Origin of the sequence: Sphingobium naphthae, from assembly GCF_043589935.1 — a bacterium.
Lineage (GTDB): Bacteria > Pseudomonadota > Alphaproteobacteria > Sphingomonadales > Sphingomonadaceae > Sphingobium > Sphingobium naphthae_A.
This window is the reverse complement of the sequence record NZ_CP171454.1, coordinates 972,628-988,729: the sequence shown is the minus strand read 5'-3', so window position 1 is coordinate 988,729 and position 16,102 is coordinate 972,628. Positions and strand designations below refer to the sequence as shown.

At 68.4% G+C, this 16,102-nt stretch carries 11 protein-coding genes and 1 pseudogene; all 12 read left to right on the top strand.

Features of this window, described 5'->3' with window-relative positions; genetic code table 11:
• The first annotated feature begins 109 nt into the window (after positions 1 to 109).
• Positions 110 to 754, top strand: a complete 645-nt coding sequence (locus ACGGKE_RS04825) for an XrtA/PEP-CTERM system exopolysaccharide export protein (protein WP_228166643.1) — start codon at positions 110 to 112, stop codon at positions 752 to 754.
• 2 nt (positions 755 to 756) lie between these two features.
• On the top strand, positions 757 to 2,274 hold the full coding sequence (locus ACGGKE_RS04820) for an XrtA system polysaccharide chain length determinant (RefSeq protein ID WP_394440522.1): 1,518 nt from the start codon (positions 757 to 759) through the stop codon (positions 2,272 to 2,274).
• 14 nt (positions 2,275 to 2,288) lie between these two features.
• Positions 2,289 to 3,209 (top strand): P-loop NTPase, encoded by a 921-nt coding sequence (locus ACGGKE_RS04815; protein WP_394440520.1) that lies wholly within the window; start codon positions 2,289 to 2,291, stop codon positions 3,207 to 3,209.
• Positions 3,206 to 4,810, top strand: a complete 1,605-nt coding sequence (locus ACGGKE_RS04810; protein WP_394440518.1) for a hypothetical protein — start codon at positions 3,206 to 3,208, stop codon at positions 4,808 to 4,810. Before ACGGKE_RS04815 ends, ACGGKE_RS04810 begins: the two co-directional genes overlap by 4 nt.
• Before the next feature lie 24 nt (positions 4,811 to 4,834).
• Positions 4,835 to 5,950: pseudogene (locus ACGGKE_RS04805) on the top strand (XrtA/PEP-CTERM system-associated ATPase); the annotation flags it as partial.
• Between the two features lie 619 nt (positions 5,951 to 6,569).
• Positions 6,570 to 7,415 carry an XrtA system polysaccharide deacetylase gene (locus ACGGKE_RS04800; protein WP_394440516.1) on the top strand — a complete coding sequence of 282 codons (846 nt, stop codon included), beginning with the start codon at positions 6,570 to 6,572 and terminating at the stop codon, positions 7,413 to 7,415.
• A complete protein-coding gene (locus tag ACGGKE_RS04795; RefSeq protein ID WP_394440514.1) occupies positions 7,412 to 8,482 on the top strand; it encodes a FemAB family XrtA/PEP-CTERM system-associated protein in 1,071 nt (356 codons plus the stop codon). Before ACGGKE_RS04800 ends, ACGGKE_RS04795 begins: the two co-directional genes overlap by 4 nt.
• The gene (locus tag ACGGKE_RS04790; protein ID WP_394440512.1) at positions 8,479 to 9,714 is read left to right on the top strand and encodes a TIGR03087 family PEP-CTERM/XrtA system glycosyltransferase; all 1,236 of its coding nucleotides are present in this window, start codon (positions 8,479 to 8,481) and stop codon (positions 9,712 to 9,714) included. The genes ACGGKE_RS04795 and ACGGKE_RS04790 overlap by 4 nt, the downstream gene beginning before the upstream one ends.
• The gene (gene xrtA / locus ACGGKE_RS04785) at positions 9,711 to 11,243 is read left to right on the top strand and encodes an exosortase A (RefSeq protein ID WP_394440510.1); all 1,533 of its coding nucleotides are present in this window, start codon (positions 9,711 to 9,713) and stop codon (positions 11,241 to 11,243) included. Before ACGGKE_RS04790 ends, xrtA begins: the two co-directional genes overlap by 4 nt.
• An 11-nt stretch (positions 11,244 to 11,254) precedes the next feature.
• Positions 11,255 to 13,150 carry an XrtA/PEP-CTERM system amidotransferase gene (locus tag ACGGKE_RS04780; RefSeq protein WP_394440508.1) on the top strand — a complete coding sequence of 632 codons (1,896 nt, stop codon included), beginning with the start codon at positions 11,255 to 11,257 and terminating at the stop codon, positions 13,148 to 13,150.
• A 468-nt stretch (positions 13,151 to 13,618) separates the two neighbouring features.
• A complete protein-coding gene (locus tag ACGGKE_RS04775; RefSeq protein ID WP_394441734.1) occupies positions 13,619 to 14,950 on the top strand; it encodes a sugar transferase in 1,332 nt (443 codons plus the stop codon).
• A gap of 2 nt (positions 14,951 to 14,952) precedes the next feature.
• Positions 14,953 to 16,086: a glycosyltransferase family 2 protein gene (locus ACGGKE_RS04770; protein ID WP_394440506.1), complete on the top strand. Its 1,134-nt coding sequence runs from the start codon at positions 14,953 to 14,955 to the stop codon at positions 16,084 to 16,086.
• Positions 16,087 to 16,102 lie beyond the last annotated feature (16 nt).

Here is a 16,102-nt window from a genome sequence, read left to right as displayed (position 1 = left end):
AACGCTATCTTTACCCTTTACGGGCATGACCTTTCCCAAAGCCCTTGCGGAATCCTGCGCGATCGATCGATGGCGGCGGACAGGCGAGGGTGCGAAAAGGGGTGAGAACATGCGTTTCGTGTCGGTTTCCAGGCTTCTGATCGGGGCATCGCTGCCCGCCGTCGCCTTGTCGGGCTGCGCCTCCGCGCCGTCCGGACCGCAGCTTCCGCCGGCGTCCTTCGTCTCGACGCAGGAAGGGCCAGGCGAGGAATATGTGATCGGGCCGCTCGACGACCTCACCATCTTCGTCTGGCGCAATCCGGAACTGGGCGCCAAGGTTCAGGTCCGGCCCGACGGCCGCATCACCACCCCGCTGATCACCGACATGCCCGCGGTGGGCAAGACGCCCAAGATGCTGGCCGACGACATCAAGCTGGCGCTCTCGCAATATATCGAGAACCCGCTGGTTTCGGTCATCGTCAATAATTTCAGCGGCACGTTCAGCCAGCAGGTGCGGATCGTGGGCGCGACGGAAAAGCCGGCCTCCATCCCCTATCGCGCCAACATGACGCTGCTCGATGCGATGATCGCGGTCGGCGGGCTCAGCGAATTCGCCGCGGGCAACCGCGCGCGCCTGGTCCGCTTCGACAAGAATAGCGGCAAGCAGAAGGAATATCGCGTCCGCCTCAACGACTTGCTGAAGCGCGGCGACACCAAGGCGAATGTGATGCTCGCCCCCGGCGACGTCATCATCATCCCCGAAAGCATGTTCTGACCATGGCGGGCCTGTTCGACGAACTGCGCGTGCTGCTGCACGGCATCTGGAATCGGCGCTGGATCGCGCTGGCGGTCGCCTGGGGCGTCGCCATGCTCGGCTGGCTGGGCGTGGCGCTGATCCCCAACAGCTACCAGTCCAAGGCGCGCGTCTATGTGAATACCCAGTCGCTGCTGGAGGATCGCATGGGCATCACCCAGGTCCAGTCGCAGCAGGATCTCGATCGCCTGCGCAGCACGCTCGCCAGCGCGGAAAATCTGGAAAAGGTCGTGCGCGGCACCGACCTGTCGCAGACCGTGTCCGGCCCGCGCGACATCGCTGCCAAGATCACGACGCTGCGCGAAAATATCACGGTGATGGCGCAGGCCGACCCCAGCATGATCGACATCAGCGCGGTCTCGGCCGATTCGACCCTGTCGGACGGCGCCAACGCCCGCATCGCCCAGCAGGTGGTGCAGAAGCTGATCGACATTTTCCAGGAAGAAAATCTCTCCGGCGATCGCCGCGAGACCAAGCAGAGTCTGGCCTTCCTCGACGAGCAGATCGCCGGCCGCGCCAAGCAGCTGGAAGCGGCCGACCAGCGCCGCGTCGAATTCGCCCAGCGCTATGCCGGGCTGCTGCCAGGCGCCGGCTCCATCAGCCAGCGCATGGACGCGGCGCGGATGGAGATCAACACCATCGAATCGCAGCTGGTGCAGGCGCAGAGCGCACTGTCGGCGATGAACGGCCAGCTGGCCGGCACGCCGCAGACGCTGCCGGGCGTGGGTGCTTCGGGCGGCCCCTCGCCGTTGGCGCAGGCGCAGGCTAATCTCGCGTCGATGAAGGCGCGCGGCTGGACCAGCAGCCATCCCGACGTCATCGCCGCCCAGCGCGAAGTGGAAGCGCTGCGCAAGTCCGGCGGCGGCAGCGCCGGCGGCGGCGGAACGCCCAATCCCGCCTATCTGTCGATCAAGTCGATGCAGGCCGAACGCGCCGCCACGGTGCAGGCGCTGCAAGCCCGCAAGGCTCAGCTTCAGGCCGATCTCAACGCGATGATGTCGCGCCAGGTCGATGAACCGGGCATCGCGTCTGAGCAGGAAAAGCTCGATCGCGACTATGAAGTGCTCAAGACCCAATATGACAAGCTGCTCGCCGATCGCGAGGAAATCCGCCTGCGCGGCGAGGTGAAGACCGAAACCGGCGCGGTGCAGTTCCGCGTGATCCAGCCGCCCAGCACGCCGACCGCGCCGACCGCGCCCAACCGGCCGCTGCTACTGCTGGGCGTGCTGGTGCTGGGCATCGCCGCGGGCGTCGGCGTCGCCTTCGCGCTCGGCCAGCTCAAGGGCAGCTTCTCCACCGCCACGCGGCTGGAGCGGGCGATCGGACTGCCGGTCGCCGGGTCGATCAGCCAGGTGCGCAGCGCCGCACAGCAGGCGGTCGAAAAGCAGCGCCTGAAATGGTTTGCCGCCGCGAGCGGAGGGCTGGCGGGCGTCTGCCTGCTGCTGATCGCGGTCGAATTTGTCCAGCGCGGCATGGCGTGAAGGAGCGCGATCCCATGAACCAGCATAGCTCCATCAAGGGCCGCGGATCGCTGATCGAGCGCGCGACCGAGATTTACGACTTTTCCGCCGCGCTCAAGGGCCGCGCCGCGCCCGCGGTGGACGTGCCCGCCGACGCGCCGCCGCCCGTCGTGCCGGACGCAGCGCCGCTTGACCCCGTCGCCGCGCCCGCGATGCGCGCGCCGGCCTGGACGGGTCCCGTCCAGCCGATCGATCGCGATGCGCTGGCGCAGGGTGGCTTCCTGCTGCCCGAAGGGCCGGTCACCGTGATGAGCGAGGAGTTCCGCCTGCTCAAGCGCGACCTGCTGGCGCAGCTGCGCGACAATCCGCGCGGCAACCGCATCCTGGTCTGCTCGCCCAACAGTGGCGAGGGCAAGAGCTTCTGCGCGATCAACCTGGCGCTCAGCCTGGCGGCCGAGAAGGACCATGAGATATTGCTGGTCGACGCCGATTTTGGCAGTCCCTCGATCCCGGCGAGCCTGGGCCTTGATCCTGGTCCGGGCCTGATGGACGCGCTCGCCGATCCGCTGATCGCGATCGAGGATTGCATCATCCGCACCGACTTGCCCTCGCTCGCGGTCCTGCCCGCCGGCCAGCGCAGCAACAACGACACCGAATATCTCGCCTCCGCCCGCACCCAGCAGCTGCTCGCGCGGCTGACCGAGGGGCGGCCCGATCGCATCCTGATCTTTGATTCGCCGCCGCTGCTGGCCGCATCGCCCGCCGCCGTGCTCGCCAGCCATGCGGCCATCGCATTGCTGGTGGTTCAGGCCGACAGGACCAGCGAAAGCGCGCTGCGCGAAGCCGTCGCGCTGCTGAAGGGCGGGGCGCAAGTGCGCCTGTTGCTGAATGCGGTGCGCTTCACCAGCGGCCGTCGCTTCGGCCATTATCAGGACAAGGGGGAGGGACGCGGATGACGCCATCCCGCGTCCTGCTGCGCGCGTCGGCCGCGCTCGCCGCGCTGGCGGCCAGCCCGCTCGCGGCGCAGGAATCGCGCGCCGACCGCCGTGTCGATGTCGTGCCCTATCTCGGCATCGACCAGGTGGTGATGGCGCCGCTCAAGGGCGGCGGCGACGTGCTGACCTATACCAACCTTACCGCCGGCGTGACCGCCGAAGTCCGCGACCGCCGGGTCGAGGCGGTGATCGACGCGCAATATAATCACAGCTTCGGCTGGGGCGATCAGGCGGTCGACCAGGATGCGCTGAGCGGCATCGCCAGCGCCAGCGTCAATGTCGCGCGCGGTCTCACGCTGCAGGCCGGCGGACTCGCCAGTCGGGTGCGGACCGATGGCCTGTCGGGCGCGCTGACCCAGCGCGACACCTATACCAGCCAGGTCTGGGCCGCCTATGCCGGACCGTCCTATACGACACAGCTGGGCGACCTCAACGTCAACGCCTCCTATCGGCTGGGCTATGCCCGGGTCGATGATGACGTGAACCAGAATTTCGACGGCGCGACGCCGACCGGCTCCTTCGCCGACAGCTGGACGCACAGCCTGCTCGGTTCGGTCGGCTTTTCGCCCGACACGCTGCTGCCGGGCGTCGGCCTCACGGCGAGCGCGGGCTATGACCGGGAAGATGCGCACCAGCTCGACCAGCGGTTCGAGGACGCCTGGGGCCGCGTCGACGCGACCGTCCCGGTGTCGCCCACGGTCGCGCTGGTCGGTGGCGTTGGCTATGAGGATATCGAGATCAGCCAGCGTTCGCCGCTGCTCGACGAGGATGGCCAGCCCGTCATCCGCAACGGCCGCTATGTGACGGACGAAAGCTCGCCGCGCGCGCTGATCTACGATTTCAGCGACATCATCTGGGACGTGGGCGTGCTCTGGCGCCCCAGCCGCCGCACATCGCTGCAGGCGCGGGTGGGCCAACGCTATGGCGGCATGACCTATCAGGGCAGTTTCCTGTGGCAGGGCCAGGACAGTCATTTTGCGCTGACCGTGTTCGACGGTATCGACAGTTTCGGGCGGGTAATCACGTCCAATGTCGCCGCCCTGTCGGGCAACAGCTTCGACGTCCCGCGTAATCCCTTCACCGGCGACATCACCGGCTGCGCCTTCTCCGTTACGGGCGGGGGGCAATGTTTCAACGACGCGCTGTCGGGCATAACCGCCGCCAATTTCCGCTATCGCGGCGTGGCGGCGCAATATGCGCTGCGGCGCGGGCCATGGGGCTGGGGCTTGGGTGCGGGCTACTCGCAGCGCAAGTTCATCACGCCGCAGGGCGAAATGGTGCTTGTGCGTGGCTCGCGCGACGAAAACTGGTATGGCAATGCGTCGATGAGCTATGCCTTCAGCGATCGCGACAGCATGGATGTGGTCGCCTATCTCAACTATTTCGACGCCAGCGGCGGACGGCCGGACGTGCTTAACTATGGCGCGTTCACTAGCTATTATAAGGGGCTGAGCCGGCGCTTGTCGGCATCGGCCTCGCTGGGCCTCGACGGGGTCCAGGCGGACGATTTCGAAACGGTTATCAGCGCCATGGGGCAGGTCGGCCTGCGCTACAGCTTCTAGCGCGACGGGCACGGAGACGAGCGTATGTACGAGCAATATTATGGACTACAGGGCCGCCCGTTCCAGCTGACGCCGGACCCGCATTATTATTTTGAGAGCGCGACTCATCGCAAGGCGCTCTCCTATCTGGGCTATGGTCTGGCGCAGGGCGAAGGCTTCATCGTAATCACCGGCGACATTGGCGCGGGCAAGACGACGCTGGTCGGCCACCTGATGCAGACGATCGACCCGGCGCGCCTGACCGCGGTCAAGATCGTGTCGACGCAGGTGGAGGGCGACGACATGCTGCGCCTCGCGGCGCAGAGCTTTGGCCTGGCGACGGAGGGCTTCACCAAGGCCGCGACGCTGCAGAAGATCGAAGCCTATCTGCATGGCCAGGCGCGCGCCGGACGGCGTTCGCTGCTGATCGTCGACGAAGCGCAGAATCTGGGCGTCTCGGCGATCGAGGAGCTGCGGATGCTCTCCAATTTCCAGCTGGGCGGCCAATCGCTGCTGCAGATATTCCTGCTGGGCCAGCCGGAATTCCGCGATCTGCTGCGCTCGCCGGATCTGGAGCAGCTGCGCCAGCGAGTCATCGCCACCCATCATCTGGAACCGATGCTGCCGAGCGAAGTCGAACCCTATGTGATCCATCGCTTGGGCATCGCCGGCTGGGCGGGCGATCCCGCCTTCACGCCCGCCGCCTTCTCCGCGCTCTATGCCGCGACCGGCGGCGTGCCGCGCCGGCTCAACGCGCTGATTAGCCGCGTGCTGCTGCTGGGCGCGATCGAGCAGATCCATGAGATCGACGCCGACGCGGTTGCCGTCGTGGTCGCCGACATGGGCCTCGACATCGACGTCATGCCCGCGCCGGTCGCCGCCTCCGCGCTGGACGATGTCGCGGAAGCCGACATCGTGGAAGCGGCCGAGGAGAGCGTTGCGCGCGAGCCCGCCGACGCGGACGTTCCTGGCGCCGACGCCACGCCGGCCGAACCGGTCGCGCGCGCGACGTGGGACGATGCCGCAGAGGCGGACGAGGACACCGCCCCGGCCGAACTGGTCGAGGGCGAGATGTGGGACGTTGATGCGGCCGAGGTGGACGAGGACGTAGCGTCCCACGAACCGGTTGCCGAGCAGGAAGAGCCGCTGCCCGCCTGGACGCCCGGGCCCTTCGCCGCGCCGGCCGATCGCATCGCGCCCTTCGCGCCGCCTGCAGATGTCGCCGACCGTCAGCTCGAAGAGGCCGAGGCGGAGGAGTGGGATGACGACGCCTGGACCCGGCCCGCGGCCGCGCCCTTCGCCGCGCCGGCTGCTCCCGGCGGCCGTTGGGACATGGATGCGCAGATCGCCGACATGCAAGGCGCGCTCGACACGTTCGACGAGGAGGATGCGTTGACCGAGGTGCACGCCCCCGACGACGCCAGCATCGCCGTCGATGCCGATGACGATGCCGGCGACCGGGCCGAAGACACGGCCGGCCTGCGCCGCGACATGCAGGATGAGATCGCCGCGCTGCGCGCCGAAATCGCATCGCTGCGCGCGATGCAGTCGCATGCGCCCTTCAACCCGCCGCAGACCATCGACCCCGAAGCGCTCAAGGATTGCTTCACCCTGATCGAGGAGCGGCTTGCCTCGCTCGAATTCCGGGCGGAGGAGCATGATGCGGCGCTGCGCCGGGTGCTCACCATGCTGGTCGAATGGGTCGAGCGCGAGGATCGCATGGACGATGTCGCGCGGGACGCCGCCGTCGCCTGAACCGCGCTGCCCTGAGGTGTCCGTGATGCGCAATGCCCTGTCGGTCGATGTCGAGGACTGGTTCCAGGTCGGCGCGTTCGAACGCACGATCCACCGTGCCGACTGGGACGGGCTGGTCCACCGCGTCGAGCGCAACACCGATGCGGTGCTGGATCTGTTCGGGGAGGCGGGCGTCCACGCGACCTTCTTCACGCTTGGCTGGGTGGCGGAACGTTATCCCGCGCTGATGCGCCGCATCGTCGATGCCGGGCATGAAGTCGCCAGCCATGGCTATGACCATGCGCGCGTCTTCACCCTCACCCCCGACCAGTTCCGCGCGGATCTGGCCAGGGCGCGCGCTCTGCTGGAGGATGCGAGCGGGCAGGCGGTGACCGGCTATCGCGCGCCCAGCTTCTCCATCGACGCGCGCACGCCCTGGGCGCATGCGATCCTGGCGGAGGAAGGCTATCGCTATTCCTCCAGCGTCGCACCGATCCGGCACGACCATTATGGCTGGCCTGACTCGCCGCGCTTCGCCTGGAAGCCGCTGCCCGATTCGCCGCTGGTCGAACTGCCGGTAACGACCGCCAAATGGGGCAAGCGCACGCTGGCGGCCGGGGGTGGGGGCTTTTTCCGCCTGCTGCCCTACGGCTTTTCGCGCTGGGCGATCCGTCAGGTCAACGAACAGGCCGGGCGGCCCGCGATCATCTATTTCCACCCCTGGGAAATCGATCCCGACCAGCCGCGCGTCACGCATGCGCCGCTGCGCTCGCGCCTGCGCCATTACAGCAATTTGTCGGTCATGGCCGACAAGCTGCGGCGGCTGACGCGCGACTTCGCCTGGACGCGGGTCGACGCGCTGGCCGACGCCGAAGCCGCCCGCGCATCATGATAGAGGGCGCGCCCGCCGACCTGTCCGTCACCACGCTCGACCTGCGCGATCCCGCCGAGGTGCAGGCGGCGGACGATTATGTCCTCGCCCATGCCGACTCGACGCCCTTCCATCGCCCCGCCTGGCTGCGCGCGGTCGAGGAGGCGACGGGCAATCGCGCGCTGCTGCTGGCGGCGGTCGAGCCATCGGGGCGGATCCGCGGCCTGCTGCCGCTGCACCATATGAAAAGCGCGCTGTTCGGGCAGGCGCTGGTGTCGAGCGGCTTTGCCGTCGATGGCGGCATCCTGGCCGACGATGCGCGCGGCGTGGCGCTGCTGGCGCAGGCGGCGCGCGATAGCGCCCGGGCGCGCGGCGACCTGTCGATCGAGTTGCGCGGCGGTCCGGCGCCCGGCGGCGACTGGGACCTGCGCGAAGGGCAGCATCTGGGCTTTTCCCGCCCGCTCGCTTCGGAGGAGGAGGCCGAACTGCTCGCCATTCCGCGCAAGCATCGCGCCGAATTGCGCAAGGCGCTCGCCAATCCGGCGCTCCGCTATGAGGTCGGGCGCGACCGGCGGCATCTGCGCGACCATTATCGTGTCTATGCCACCAGCGTGCGCAACCTTGGCACACCAGTCTTTCCCGCACGGCTGTTCCGCGCGGTGCTGGAACGCTTCGGCGCGGATGCCGACATCCTGATCGTGCGCGAAGACAAGCGCGCCGTGTCCGCGGTGCTGACGCTCTATCATCGCGGCCGCGCCATGCCCTATTGGGGCGGTGGCATCGGCGATGCGCGGCGGCTGCGCTCCAACGAGCTTCTCTATTTCCGCCTGATGGGCCATGCCCGCGCGCGGGGCATGCGCATCTTCGACTTCGGCCGGTCTAAGGTCGGCAGCGGCCAGGCGGCGTGGAAGAAGAGCTTCGGCTTCGAACCCGTCCCGCTCGCCTATCATGGCTGGTCGCCCGGCGGCGCTGTGCGCGACATCGACCCCAACAGCGCCAAATATCAGCGGCGGATCGACCTGTGGAAGAAGCTGCCGCTGCCGGTCGCCAATCTGGTCGGCCCGCTGATCGCGCGGGGCCTGGGATGAGCGGCGACATTCTGTTCCTCTGCCACCGCGTGCCCTTTCCGCCCGATCGCGGCGACAAGATCCGCTCCTGCCACATGTTGAAGCGCCTGGCGCAGATCGCGCCGGTGCATGTTGGCTGCTTCGCCGATGATGATCGCGACATGGGCTTCGCCGCCGATCTGGCGCAGGTCGCGGCCAGCCAGCGCGTGCTGCGGCGCGACCGGTCCAAACTGGTCGCGGGCCTCACCGGCCTCGCCAGACGCCACTCGATGCTGGTCTCGCTGTTCGACCATCCCGGCCTGCATCGCTGGGTGCGGCAGACCCTGGCCGAGCGGCCGATCCGCGCGGTGTTCGCCTATTCCGCGCAAATGGCGCATTTCGTGCCGCCGCTCGCGCCGGGAATCCGCTTCATGATGGATTTCGTCGATTTCGATTCGGCCAAATATGCCGCTTATGGTCAGCAGGGCAGCGGCCCCATGGCCTGGATCAACCGGCGCGAAGGGCGGTTGCTGTTCGATTTCGAACGCCGCGTCGCCGCCCGCGCGGACCTGTCCAGCTTCGTGAGCGAGGCGGAAGCCGCGCTGTTCCGCGCCGCCACCGGGCTCGACGCGCAGCGAGTCGTCGCCATTGAAAACGGCGTGGCGCTCGATTATTTCGATCCCGCCGCGCCGATCGACCCGATCGATCCGGTGCCGGGCGGGCAGGGGCCGCTGCTCGTCTTCACCGGACAGATGGACTATCGCCCCAATGTCGAGGCGGTCGACAGCTTCGCGCGCGACGTGCTGCCGCGCATCCGCGCCGTCCATCCCGACGCCTGCTTCGCCATCGTCGGGCGCAACCCGGCCGCATCGGTGCAGGCGCTGGCCGATCTGCCCGGCGTGATCGTGACCGGTGGCGTGCCCGACGTGCGCGGCTGGCTCGCCGCCGCGCAGGTTGTCGTCGCGCCGCTGCGGATCGCGCGCGGCATCCAGAACAAGGTGCTGGAGGCGATGGCGATGGCGCGCCCGGTCGTCGCCTCGCCGCAGGCGGCCGAGGGGATCGACGCGCGTGACGGCGATCATCTGCTGGTCGCCGCCGATCCCGCGCAGGAAGCAGAGCGCGTCCTGGCCCTGCTCGCCGATCCCGCCCGGGCCCAGGCGCTGGGCCTTGCCGCCCGCGCGCGCATGGAGCAGCGCTATCGCTGGAGCGCGACGCTGGCCGACTTGCCCGACATGCTGCTTGGCCCCGCGCCGGCGGCCCGGGCTCGCGCATGAGCAGCAGCGCCATCGCCGCCCCGAACACGGCGCCGCCGGCCGCCGCCGGCTGGCGTGCGCCGCTGCTGGCGCTGGGCTTCGTCGCCTTCGCCATCCTCGCGCTCTTCTTCCGCGAGGTGGCGGACATGGTGTCGATCTGGTGGAACGCCTCCACCTTCGGCCATTGCCTCTTCGTGCCCTTGCTGATCGGCTGGCTGGTGCAGCAGCGGCTGCCGGGCCTGCGCCAGTTGCAGCCGGTCGCCTGGGCGCCCGGCCTGTTGTGGCTGGGGGCGGGCGCGCTGGTCTGGCTGCTGGGCGCGGCGGCGGGCGTCGCGCTGTTCCGCCATGGCGCGCTGGTGCTGATGCTGCAGGGCGCGACCATCGCGCTGCTGGGGCCGGCGGTCGCGCGCGCGCTGCTCTTCCCGCTCTTCTATGCCTTCTTCATGGTGCCCTTTGGCGAGGAGCTGGTTCCGCCGCTGCAATTGCTGACCGCGCGCATCGCTATGCTGCTGCTCGACCTCACCGGCGTGCCCGCGCATCTGGAGGGCATCTTCATCACCACGCCGACGGGCTATTTCGAAGTCGCCGAAGCCTGTTCGGGCGCGAAATTCCTGATCGCCATGGCGGCCTATGGCGTGCTCGTCTGCAATGTCTGCTTTCGTCGCTGGAGCCGCCGCATGCTGTTCCTGGCCGGCGCGCTGGGGCTGTCCATCCTCGCCAACGGCGTGCGCGCCTATGCCACCATCCTGGTCGCGCACCTCACCACCGTCGATGCGGCGGTCGGGTTCGACCATGTCGTCTATGGCTGGGTCTTCTTCGCCATCATCATGATCCTGGTCATGGCCGTCGCCTGGCCCTTTTTCGACCGCAAGCCCGGCGACCCCTGGTTCGATCCGCGCGCCTTGCAGGGCCGCGCCGCCGCCAGCCCGATCAGCAGCGTCACCGCCGGCGCGCTGGCGCTGGTGATCGCCGCGCCGCTCTGGCTCGCCGCCACCGCCGCCACCGCCCGGCCGCTGCCCCCCGTGCTGGCGCTGCCCGCGGTCGATGGATGGAACCGCACCGACGCGCCCCAGGCCTATCCGTGGAAGCCGCGCTTCGACGGCGCCGATCATGTCGTCAGCGGCCGGTATCGCAATGCCGACGGGCAAGTGGTCGATCTCGCCATCGCCACCTATGCCCGCCAGGCGGAGGGGCGCGAACTGGTCGGCTTCGCGCAGGGCGCGGCCGATCCCGACAGCCAGTGGGTCTGGTCCTCGCCCGCGCCCGCGCCCGCCGATGGCCTGGGCGAACAGATCACCGCGCCCGGCCCGGTCGTGCGCCATGTCGTGACCGTCTACGCCGTAGGCGACGGCGCGCTCACCGGCAGCAAGCCCGCCGTCAAGCTCGCCACGCTCAAGGCCCGCCTGCTGGGCCGGGACCAGCGCGCCGTCGCCATCCTGATCTCCGCCGAACAGCGCGACGGGCAGGATGCCGACGCCGCCATCGCCGCGTTCCGCGCCGATTTGGGCGCGATGCGGCTTTTGGCTGACCGCGCCATCGGTATCCGCTAGAGCCTTCCTCCATGTGCGGCATAGCGGGCATCTTCCACCTCGAAACGGCAAAGCCCGTCGATCCCGCGCGGGTGCGCGCGATGCTGGACGCGATGCCGCATCGTGGCCCCGACGGCAGCGGCGTCTGGACCGCGCCGGGCGTGGGCCTGGGCCATTTGCGCCTTTCGATCATCGACCTCGCGGGCGGCGCGCAGCCGATGCTGACCGAGGATGAGAGCCTGGCGGTCGTCTTCAACGGCGAAATCTACAATTTCGCGGAAGTGCGCGCCGAACTGGAGGCGAAGGGCCATGTCTTTCGCACCCATAGCGACACCGAAGTCATTCTTCACGGCTATCGCCAATGGGGCGAGGAGTGCGTCCATCGCTTCAACGGCATGTTCGCCTTCGCGCTGTTCGATGCGCGCGCCGGCGCGCTCTGGCTGGCGCGCGACCGGCTGGGGGTGAAGCCGCTTCATTATGCACTGCTGTCGGACGGCAGCCTGATCTTCGGATCGGAATTGAAGAGCCTGCTCGCTCATCCGCTGCTGCGCCGCGCGCCCGACCTGTCTGCGGTCGAGGATTATATGGCCTATGGCTACATCCCCGATGACGCCTGCCTGGTCGCGGGCGTGCGCAAGCTGGGCGCGGGCGAGACGCTGCGACTGGTGCGCGGCCGGCCGCTGGCCCAGCCACAACGTTATTGGGATATCAGCTTCGCCGAGCGCAGCCGGGCAACGCCGCAAGCGCTGGAGGAGGAACTGGTCGCGCTGATGCGCCAGGCGGTGCGATCGCGCATGGTTGCCGACGTGCCCTTGGGCGCGTTCCTCTCGGGCGGGGTCGACAGCAGCAGCGTCGTCGCATTGATGGCCGAATCCTCGCGCCATGCAGTGCAGACCTGCACCATCGGCTTCGACGTCGCCAGCCTCGATGAAACCGCTTATGCCGATCGGGTCGCGCGGCGGTTCGCGACCGATCACCGCACGCGCATTGTATCACCCGATGATTATGGCTTGATCGACACGCTCGCCTTTCATTTCGACGAACCATTCGCCGATGCGTCGGCTCTGCCCACCTATCGCGTCTGCGAACTGGCGCGGGAAAAGGTGACGGTGGCGCTCTCGGGCGATGGCGCAGACGAGGCGTTCGCCGGCTATCGCCGCCACCGGTTCCAGATGCAGGGGGAAAGGCTGCGCGGCCTGATCCCCGCATCGGTGCGCCAGCCGCTGTTCGGCGCGCTGGGGCGCTATTATCCCAAGGCCGACTGGGCGCCGCGGATGCTGCGCGCCAAATCGACCTTGCTGGAACTGGCGGGGGAGGGCGGGGACGCCTATGCCGCTTCGGTCGGCGTCACGCCCCATGGCCTGCGCCAGCGCCTGTTCAGTCAGGAGATGAAGAGCCGCCTGGGCGCCTATCGGGCCGAGGACCGCTATGTGAAGATGATGGCGGCCGCCCCCGCGCGCGATCCGCTCGACCGCGCGCAATATGCCGATCTTCGCATCTGGCTGCCCGGCGACATTTTGACCAAGACCGACCGGATGAGCATGGCCGTCAGCCTGGAGGCGCGCGAGCCGCTGCTCGACTATCGCCTCGTCGAATTCGCCGCCCGCCTGCCGGTCGCCCAGCGCATTCGCGGCAACAGCGGCAAGGTGCTGATGAAGAAGGCGATGGAGCCCTTCCTGCCGCAGGACATACTCTACCGCCAGAAAATGGGCTTCGTCACGCCCATCAGCGCCTGGTTCCGCGGCGCGCTGGCCGGCGAAGCCACGGCGATCGCCGGCGGATCGGCCCTGGCGAAAACCGGCTGGTTCGACGCCCGGATGCTCGCCAGGGTCGCCGCCGACCACAAGGCGGTCGTGGCGGATCATGGCCGGCTGCTGTGGCAATTGCTGATGCTCGACAAGGCGCTGGGGCGGTTGTTCGGGGGGTGAACTACGCGGCGCGCTGCTGCTCGCGCCACTGGCTGAACGCGCCGCCTGACTTGGGTTCCTGCCTGCGCAGCAACACGATGCATGTTTCCCAACCCCGGGCGCGAGCGACACAATGATTGAGGAAGGCGCAGTGATTTCCGGCGCCCTCCGACAATAGCCGCGGCACGTGCTCCTGCGCAGGCAGGAGCCCAGCTCTGCCCCTTCAACTAGGCTCCTGCCTGCGCAGGAGCACGCCACGTTTATGGCTCTCTGGAGTGGGTTATCACCTCAGAGAAAGGCATGAGCAGATCGCTGGAATGCGCGAGAGGAGCTGATCCTGTCCCGACCCAATCCCTCCGTCTCAACCAGTCCCCGCCCGCGCGCCACCAACGGAACTCGCCTGCGCTTGCCCCCTTGCAACCCGCGTCCGCCGGTGCCAACGGGGCACATGACGATGATCGGGGCGCAGGCGTGACAGTTTCCAAGGAAATGGTGCGGTTGCGCCTTTATGCGCTGTGCCTGGCGGGCGACATGGCCGGACTGTTCTGCGCCTTTCTCGCCGCCAATTATTTCGTGCTGGGCGCGCTCTGGGGCGAGCCGGGAAAGCCGCATGGGCTGGTGATGTTCGCCATGGTCGCGCCGCTCTACGCGCTGCTGGCGGTGCAGGGCGGCGCCTATGGCATCAACACCATCGACCATCTGCGGCGCGGGATCGTCCGGGCGCTGTGGGCGCTGGCGCAGGCGGCGCTGCTGATGCTGCTGATCGTCTATCTGGGCAAGATCGCCGAGCAATTGTCGCGCCTCACCTTTCTTATCGGGCTGATGCTGGGCGCGCTGGCGCTGGCGCTGGTGCGGATCGCGGTCGCGCGGCTGGCGGTCAACCTGCTGGGCGGGGTGCCGCATCTCACCGCCGTCATCATGGATGGCATCGCCATCGCCACCGGATCGCACGCCAGCGTCATCAGCGCGGACGCCGCCAATCTCCATCCCGAACGGCATGATGCCGACATGGCCGCCCGGCTGGCCGGCGCGGTGGGCATGGCCGAGCGCGTGATCGTCGCCTGCCCCATGGACCGCATGGACGACTGGTCGGCGGCGCTCAAGTCGCTGTCCGCGCGCGGCGAGATCGTCGTGCCCGAATTGCTGCGCTTCGCCCCGGCGCGAGTCGATCAGTTCGACGGCCAGCCGACCATCATCGTCGCCGGTGGCCCGCTCCAGTTCCGCGACCGGCTGATCAAGCGGCTGTTCGACCTGGTGGTGGCGGCCGTCGCCATCATCCTCTTGTCGCCGGTGCTGATCGGCGCGGCGCTGGCGGTGCGGCTGACCAGCCCCGGCCCGGCACTGTTCCGCCAGCCGCGCATCGGCAAGGACGCGCGTCCCTTCGCCATCTACAAGTTCCGCTCCATGCGTACGGAGGCGAGCGATCACCAGGCCGCGACCCTGACCCGGCGCGACGATGATCGCGTCACTCCCGTCGGCGCCTTTCTGCGACGCACGAGCATTGATGAATTGCCCCAGCTTTTCAACGTGTTGAAAGGCGACATGAGCATCGTCGGGCCGCGCCCCCATGCCGCCGCAGCCAAGGCCGGCAACAGCCTCTATTGGGAAGTCGATGCGCGCTACTGGGCCCGCCATTGCATCAAGCCGGGCATGACCGGCCTTGCCCAGGTGCGCGGTCATCGCGGCTCCACCGACCATCATCAGGACCTGATCGACCGGCTCCAGTCCGACCTGGAATATGTCAGCGACTGGTCGATCTGGCGCGACCTGCGGATCATCGTTGCCACGCTGGGCGTGCTCGTCCATCACAAGGCTTATTAAGGATGCCGGTGATCGACCTGATATTGCTGGCCATTCTGGCCTTGTGCCTGATCGCGGTCGCGTGGCCCTTCCTTTGCTACCCGCTGATCCTGCGCGCGCTGCCCACTCGCCCCGAGCGGCCAGTCGCCTCGCCCGCGCCCAGTGCCTCGCTGCTCTTCTGCGCCTATAATGAAGCAGAGGCGATGCCGGACAAGCTCGCCAATCTGGCGATGCTCAGGCGCCGCCATCCCGATCTCGAATGCCTCGCCTTCGATGATGGATCGACCGACGGCACCGGCGATCTGATCGCCGCGCGGGGCGATCATGTCACCCTGCTGCGCGGCCCCGGACGCAGCGGCAAGGCCCATGGCATGAAGCAGCTCGCCGCCCGCGCGCGCGGCGACGTGCTGATCTTCACCGACGCCAATGTGCTGCTCGACGAACAGGCTATCGAGCGCTTGCTCGCCCGCTATGCCGATCCGGACATTGGCGGGGTGCTGGGATCGCTCCACTATGTCGGCGCCGACGAAAGCGCCACCGCCTCGGTCGGGTCGCTCTACTGGCGGCTGGAGGAACGGCTGAAGGACGAGGAATCGCGCACCGGCAATGTGCTGGGCGCGGACGGCTCCATCTTCTCGATCCGCCGCAGCCTCTATCCCGTCTTTCCCGACAGCGTGCTCGACGACCTGACAGTGTCCATGGCGGTGCTGTTCGCTGGCAAGCGACTGGTGAAGGCCAGCGACGTCATCGCCCGCGAACGGCTGGTGACGGCGCGCGGCGACGAATATCGGCGCAAGGTCCGCATCGCCGCGCGCGCCTGGCACACGCACCGGTATCTGCGCCCGCAATTGCGGCGCATGACCGGGATCGACCGCTTCAAATATGCCTCGCGCAAGATCGTGCGCTGGTTCGGCGGGGCCTTCATCCTGCTGGGCGCGCTGGCCGCAGCGATCCTCGCCTGGCGCGTGTCACCGCTGCTGTTCGGCGCCGGCCTTGCTCTTGTCGCCTTCGCTGTCCTGATTGGCCTGCGCGCGCGGCGCGGCCCGCTCGCCGCGCTGGTCGACATGCTGATCGCCTATGCCGCCACGCTGCAGGGCGTTGCGAAGGCCATGCGCGGCAACACCGTCACCATCTGGAACCCGGCCAAGTCGCGCTGACCCTCTCGCTTATGCC

Coding starts and splice junctions, on each gene's coding strand:
- ACGGKE_RS04800 (WP_394440516.1), top strand. CDS start 6,570: ATGCGCAATGCCCTGTCGGTCGATGTCGAGGACTGGTTCCAGGTCGGC.
- ACGGKE_RS04820 (WP_394440522.1), top strand. CDS start 757: ATGGCGGGCCTGTTCGACGAACTGCGCGTGCTGCTGCACGGCATCTGG.
- ACGGKE_RS04775 (WP_394441734.1), top strand. CDS start 13,619: ATGGTGCGGTTGCGCCTTTATGCGCTGTGCCTGGCGGGCGACATGGCC.
- ACGGKE_RS04790 (WP_394440512.1), top strand. CDS start 8,479: ATGAGCGGCGACATTCTGTTCCTCTGCCACCGCGTGCCCTTTCCGCCC.
- ACGGKE_RS04780 (WP_394440508.1), top strand. CDS start 11,255: ATGTGCGGCATAGCGGGCATCTTCCACCTCGAAACGGCAAAGCCCGTC.
- xrtA (WP_394440510.1), top strand. CDS start 9,711: ATGAGCAGCAGCGCCATCGCCGCCCCGAACACGGCGCCGCCGGCCGCC.
- ACGGKE_RS04795 (WP_394440514.1), top strand. CDS start 7,412: ATGATAGAGGGCGCGCCCGCCGACCTGTCCGTCACCACGCTCGACCTG.
- ACGGKE_RS04810 (WP_394440518.1), top strand. CDS start 3,206: ATGACGCCATCCCGCGTCCTGCTGCGCGCGTCGGCCGCGCTCGCCGCG.
- ACGGKE_RS04825 (WP_228166643.1), top strand. CDS start 110: ATGCGTTTCGTGTCGGTTTCCAGGCTTCTGATCGGGGCATCGCTGCCC.
- ACGGKE_RS04770 (WP_394440506.1), top strand. CDS start 14,953: ATGCCGGTGATCGACCTGATATTGCTGGCCATTCTGGCCTTGTGCCTG.
- ACGGKE_RS04815 (WP_394440520.1), top strand. CDS start 2,289: ATGAACCAGCATAGCTCCATCAAGGGCCGCGGATCGCTGATCGAGCGC.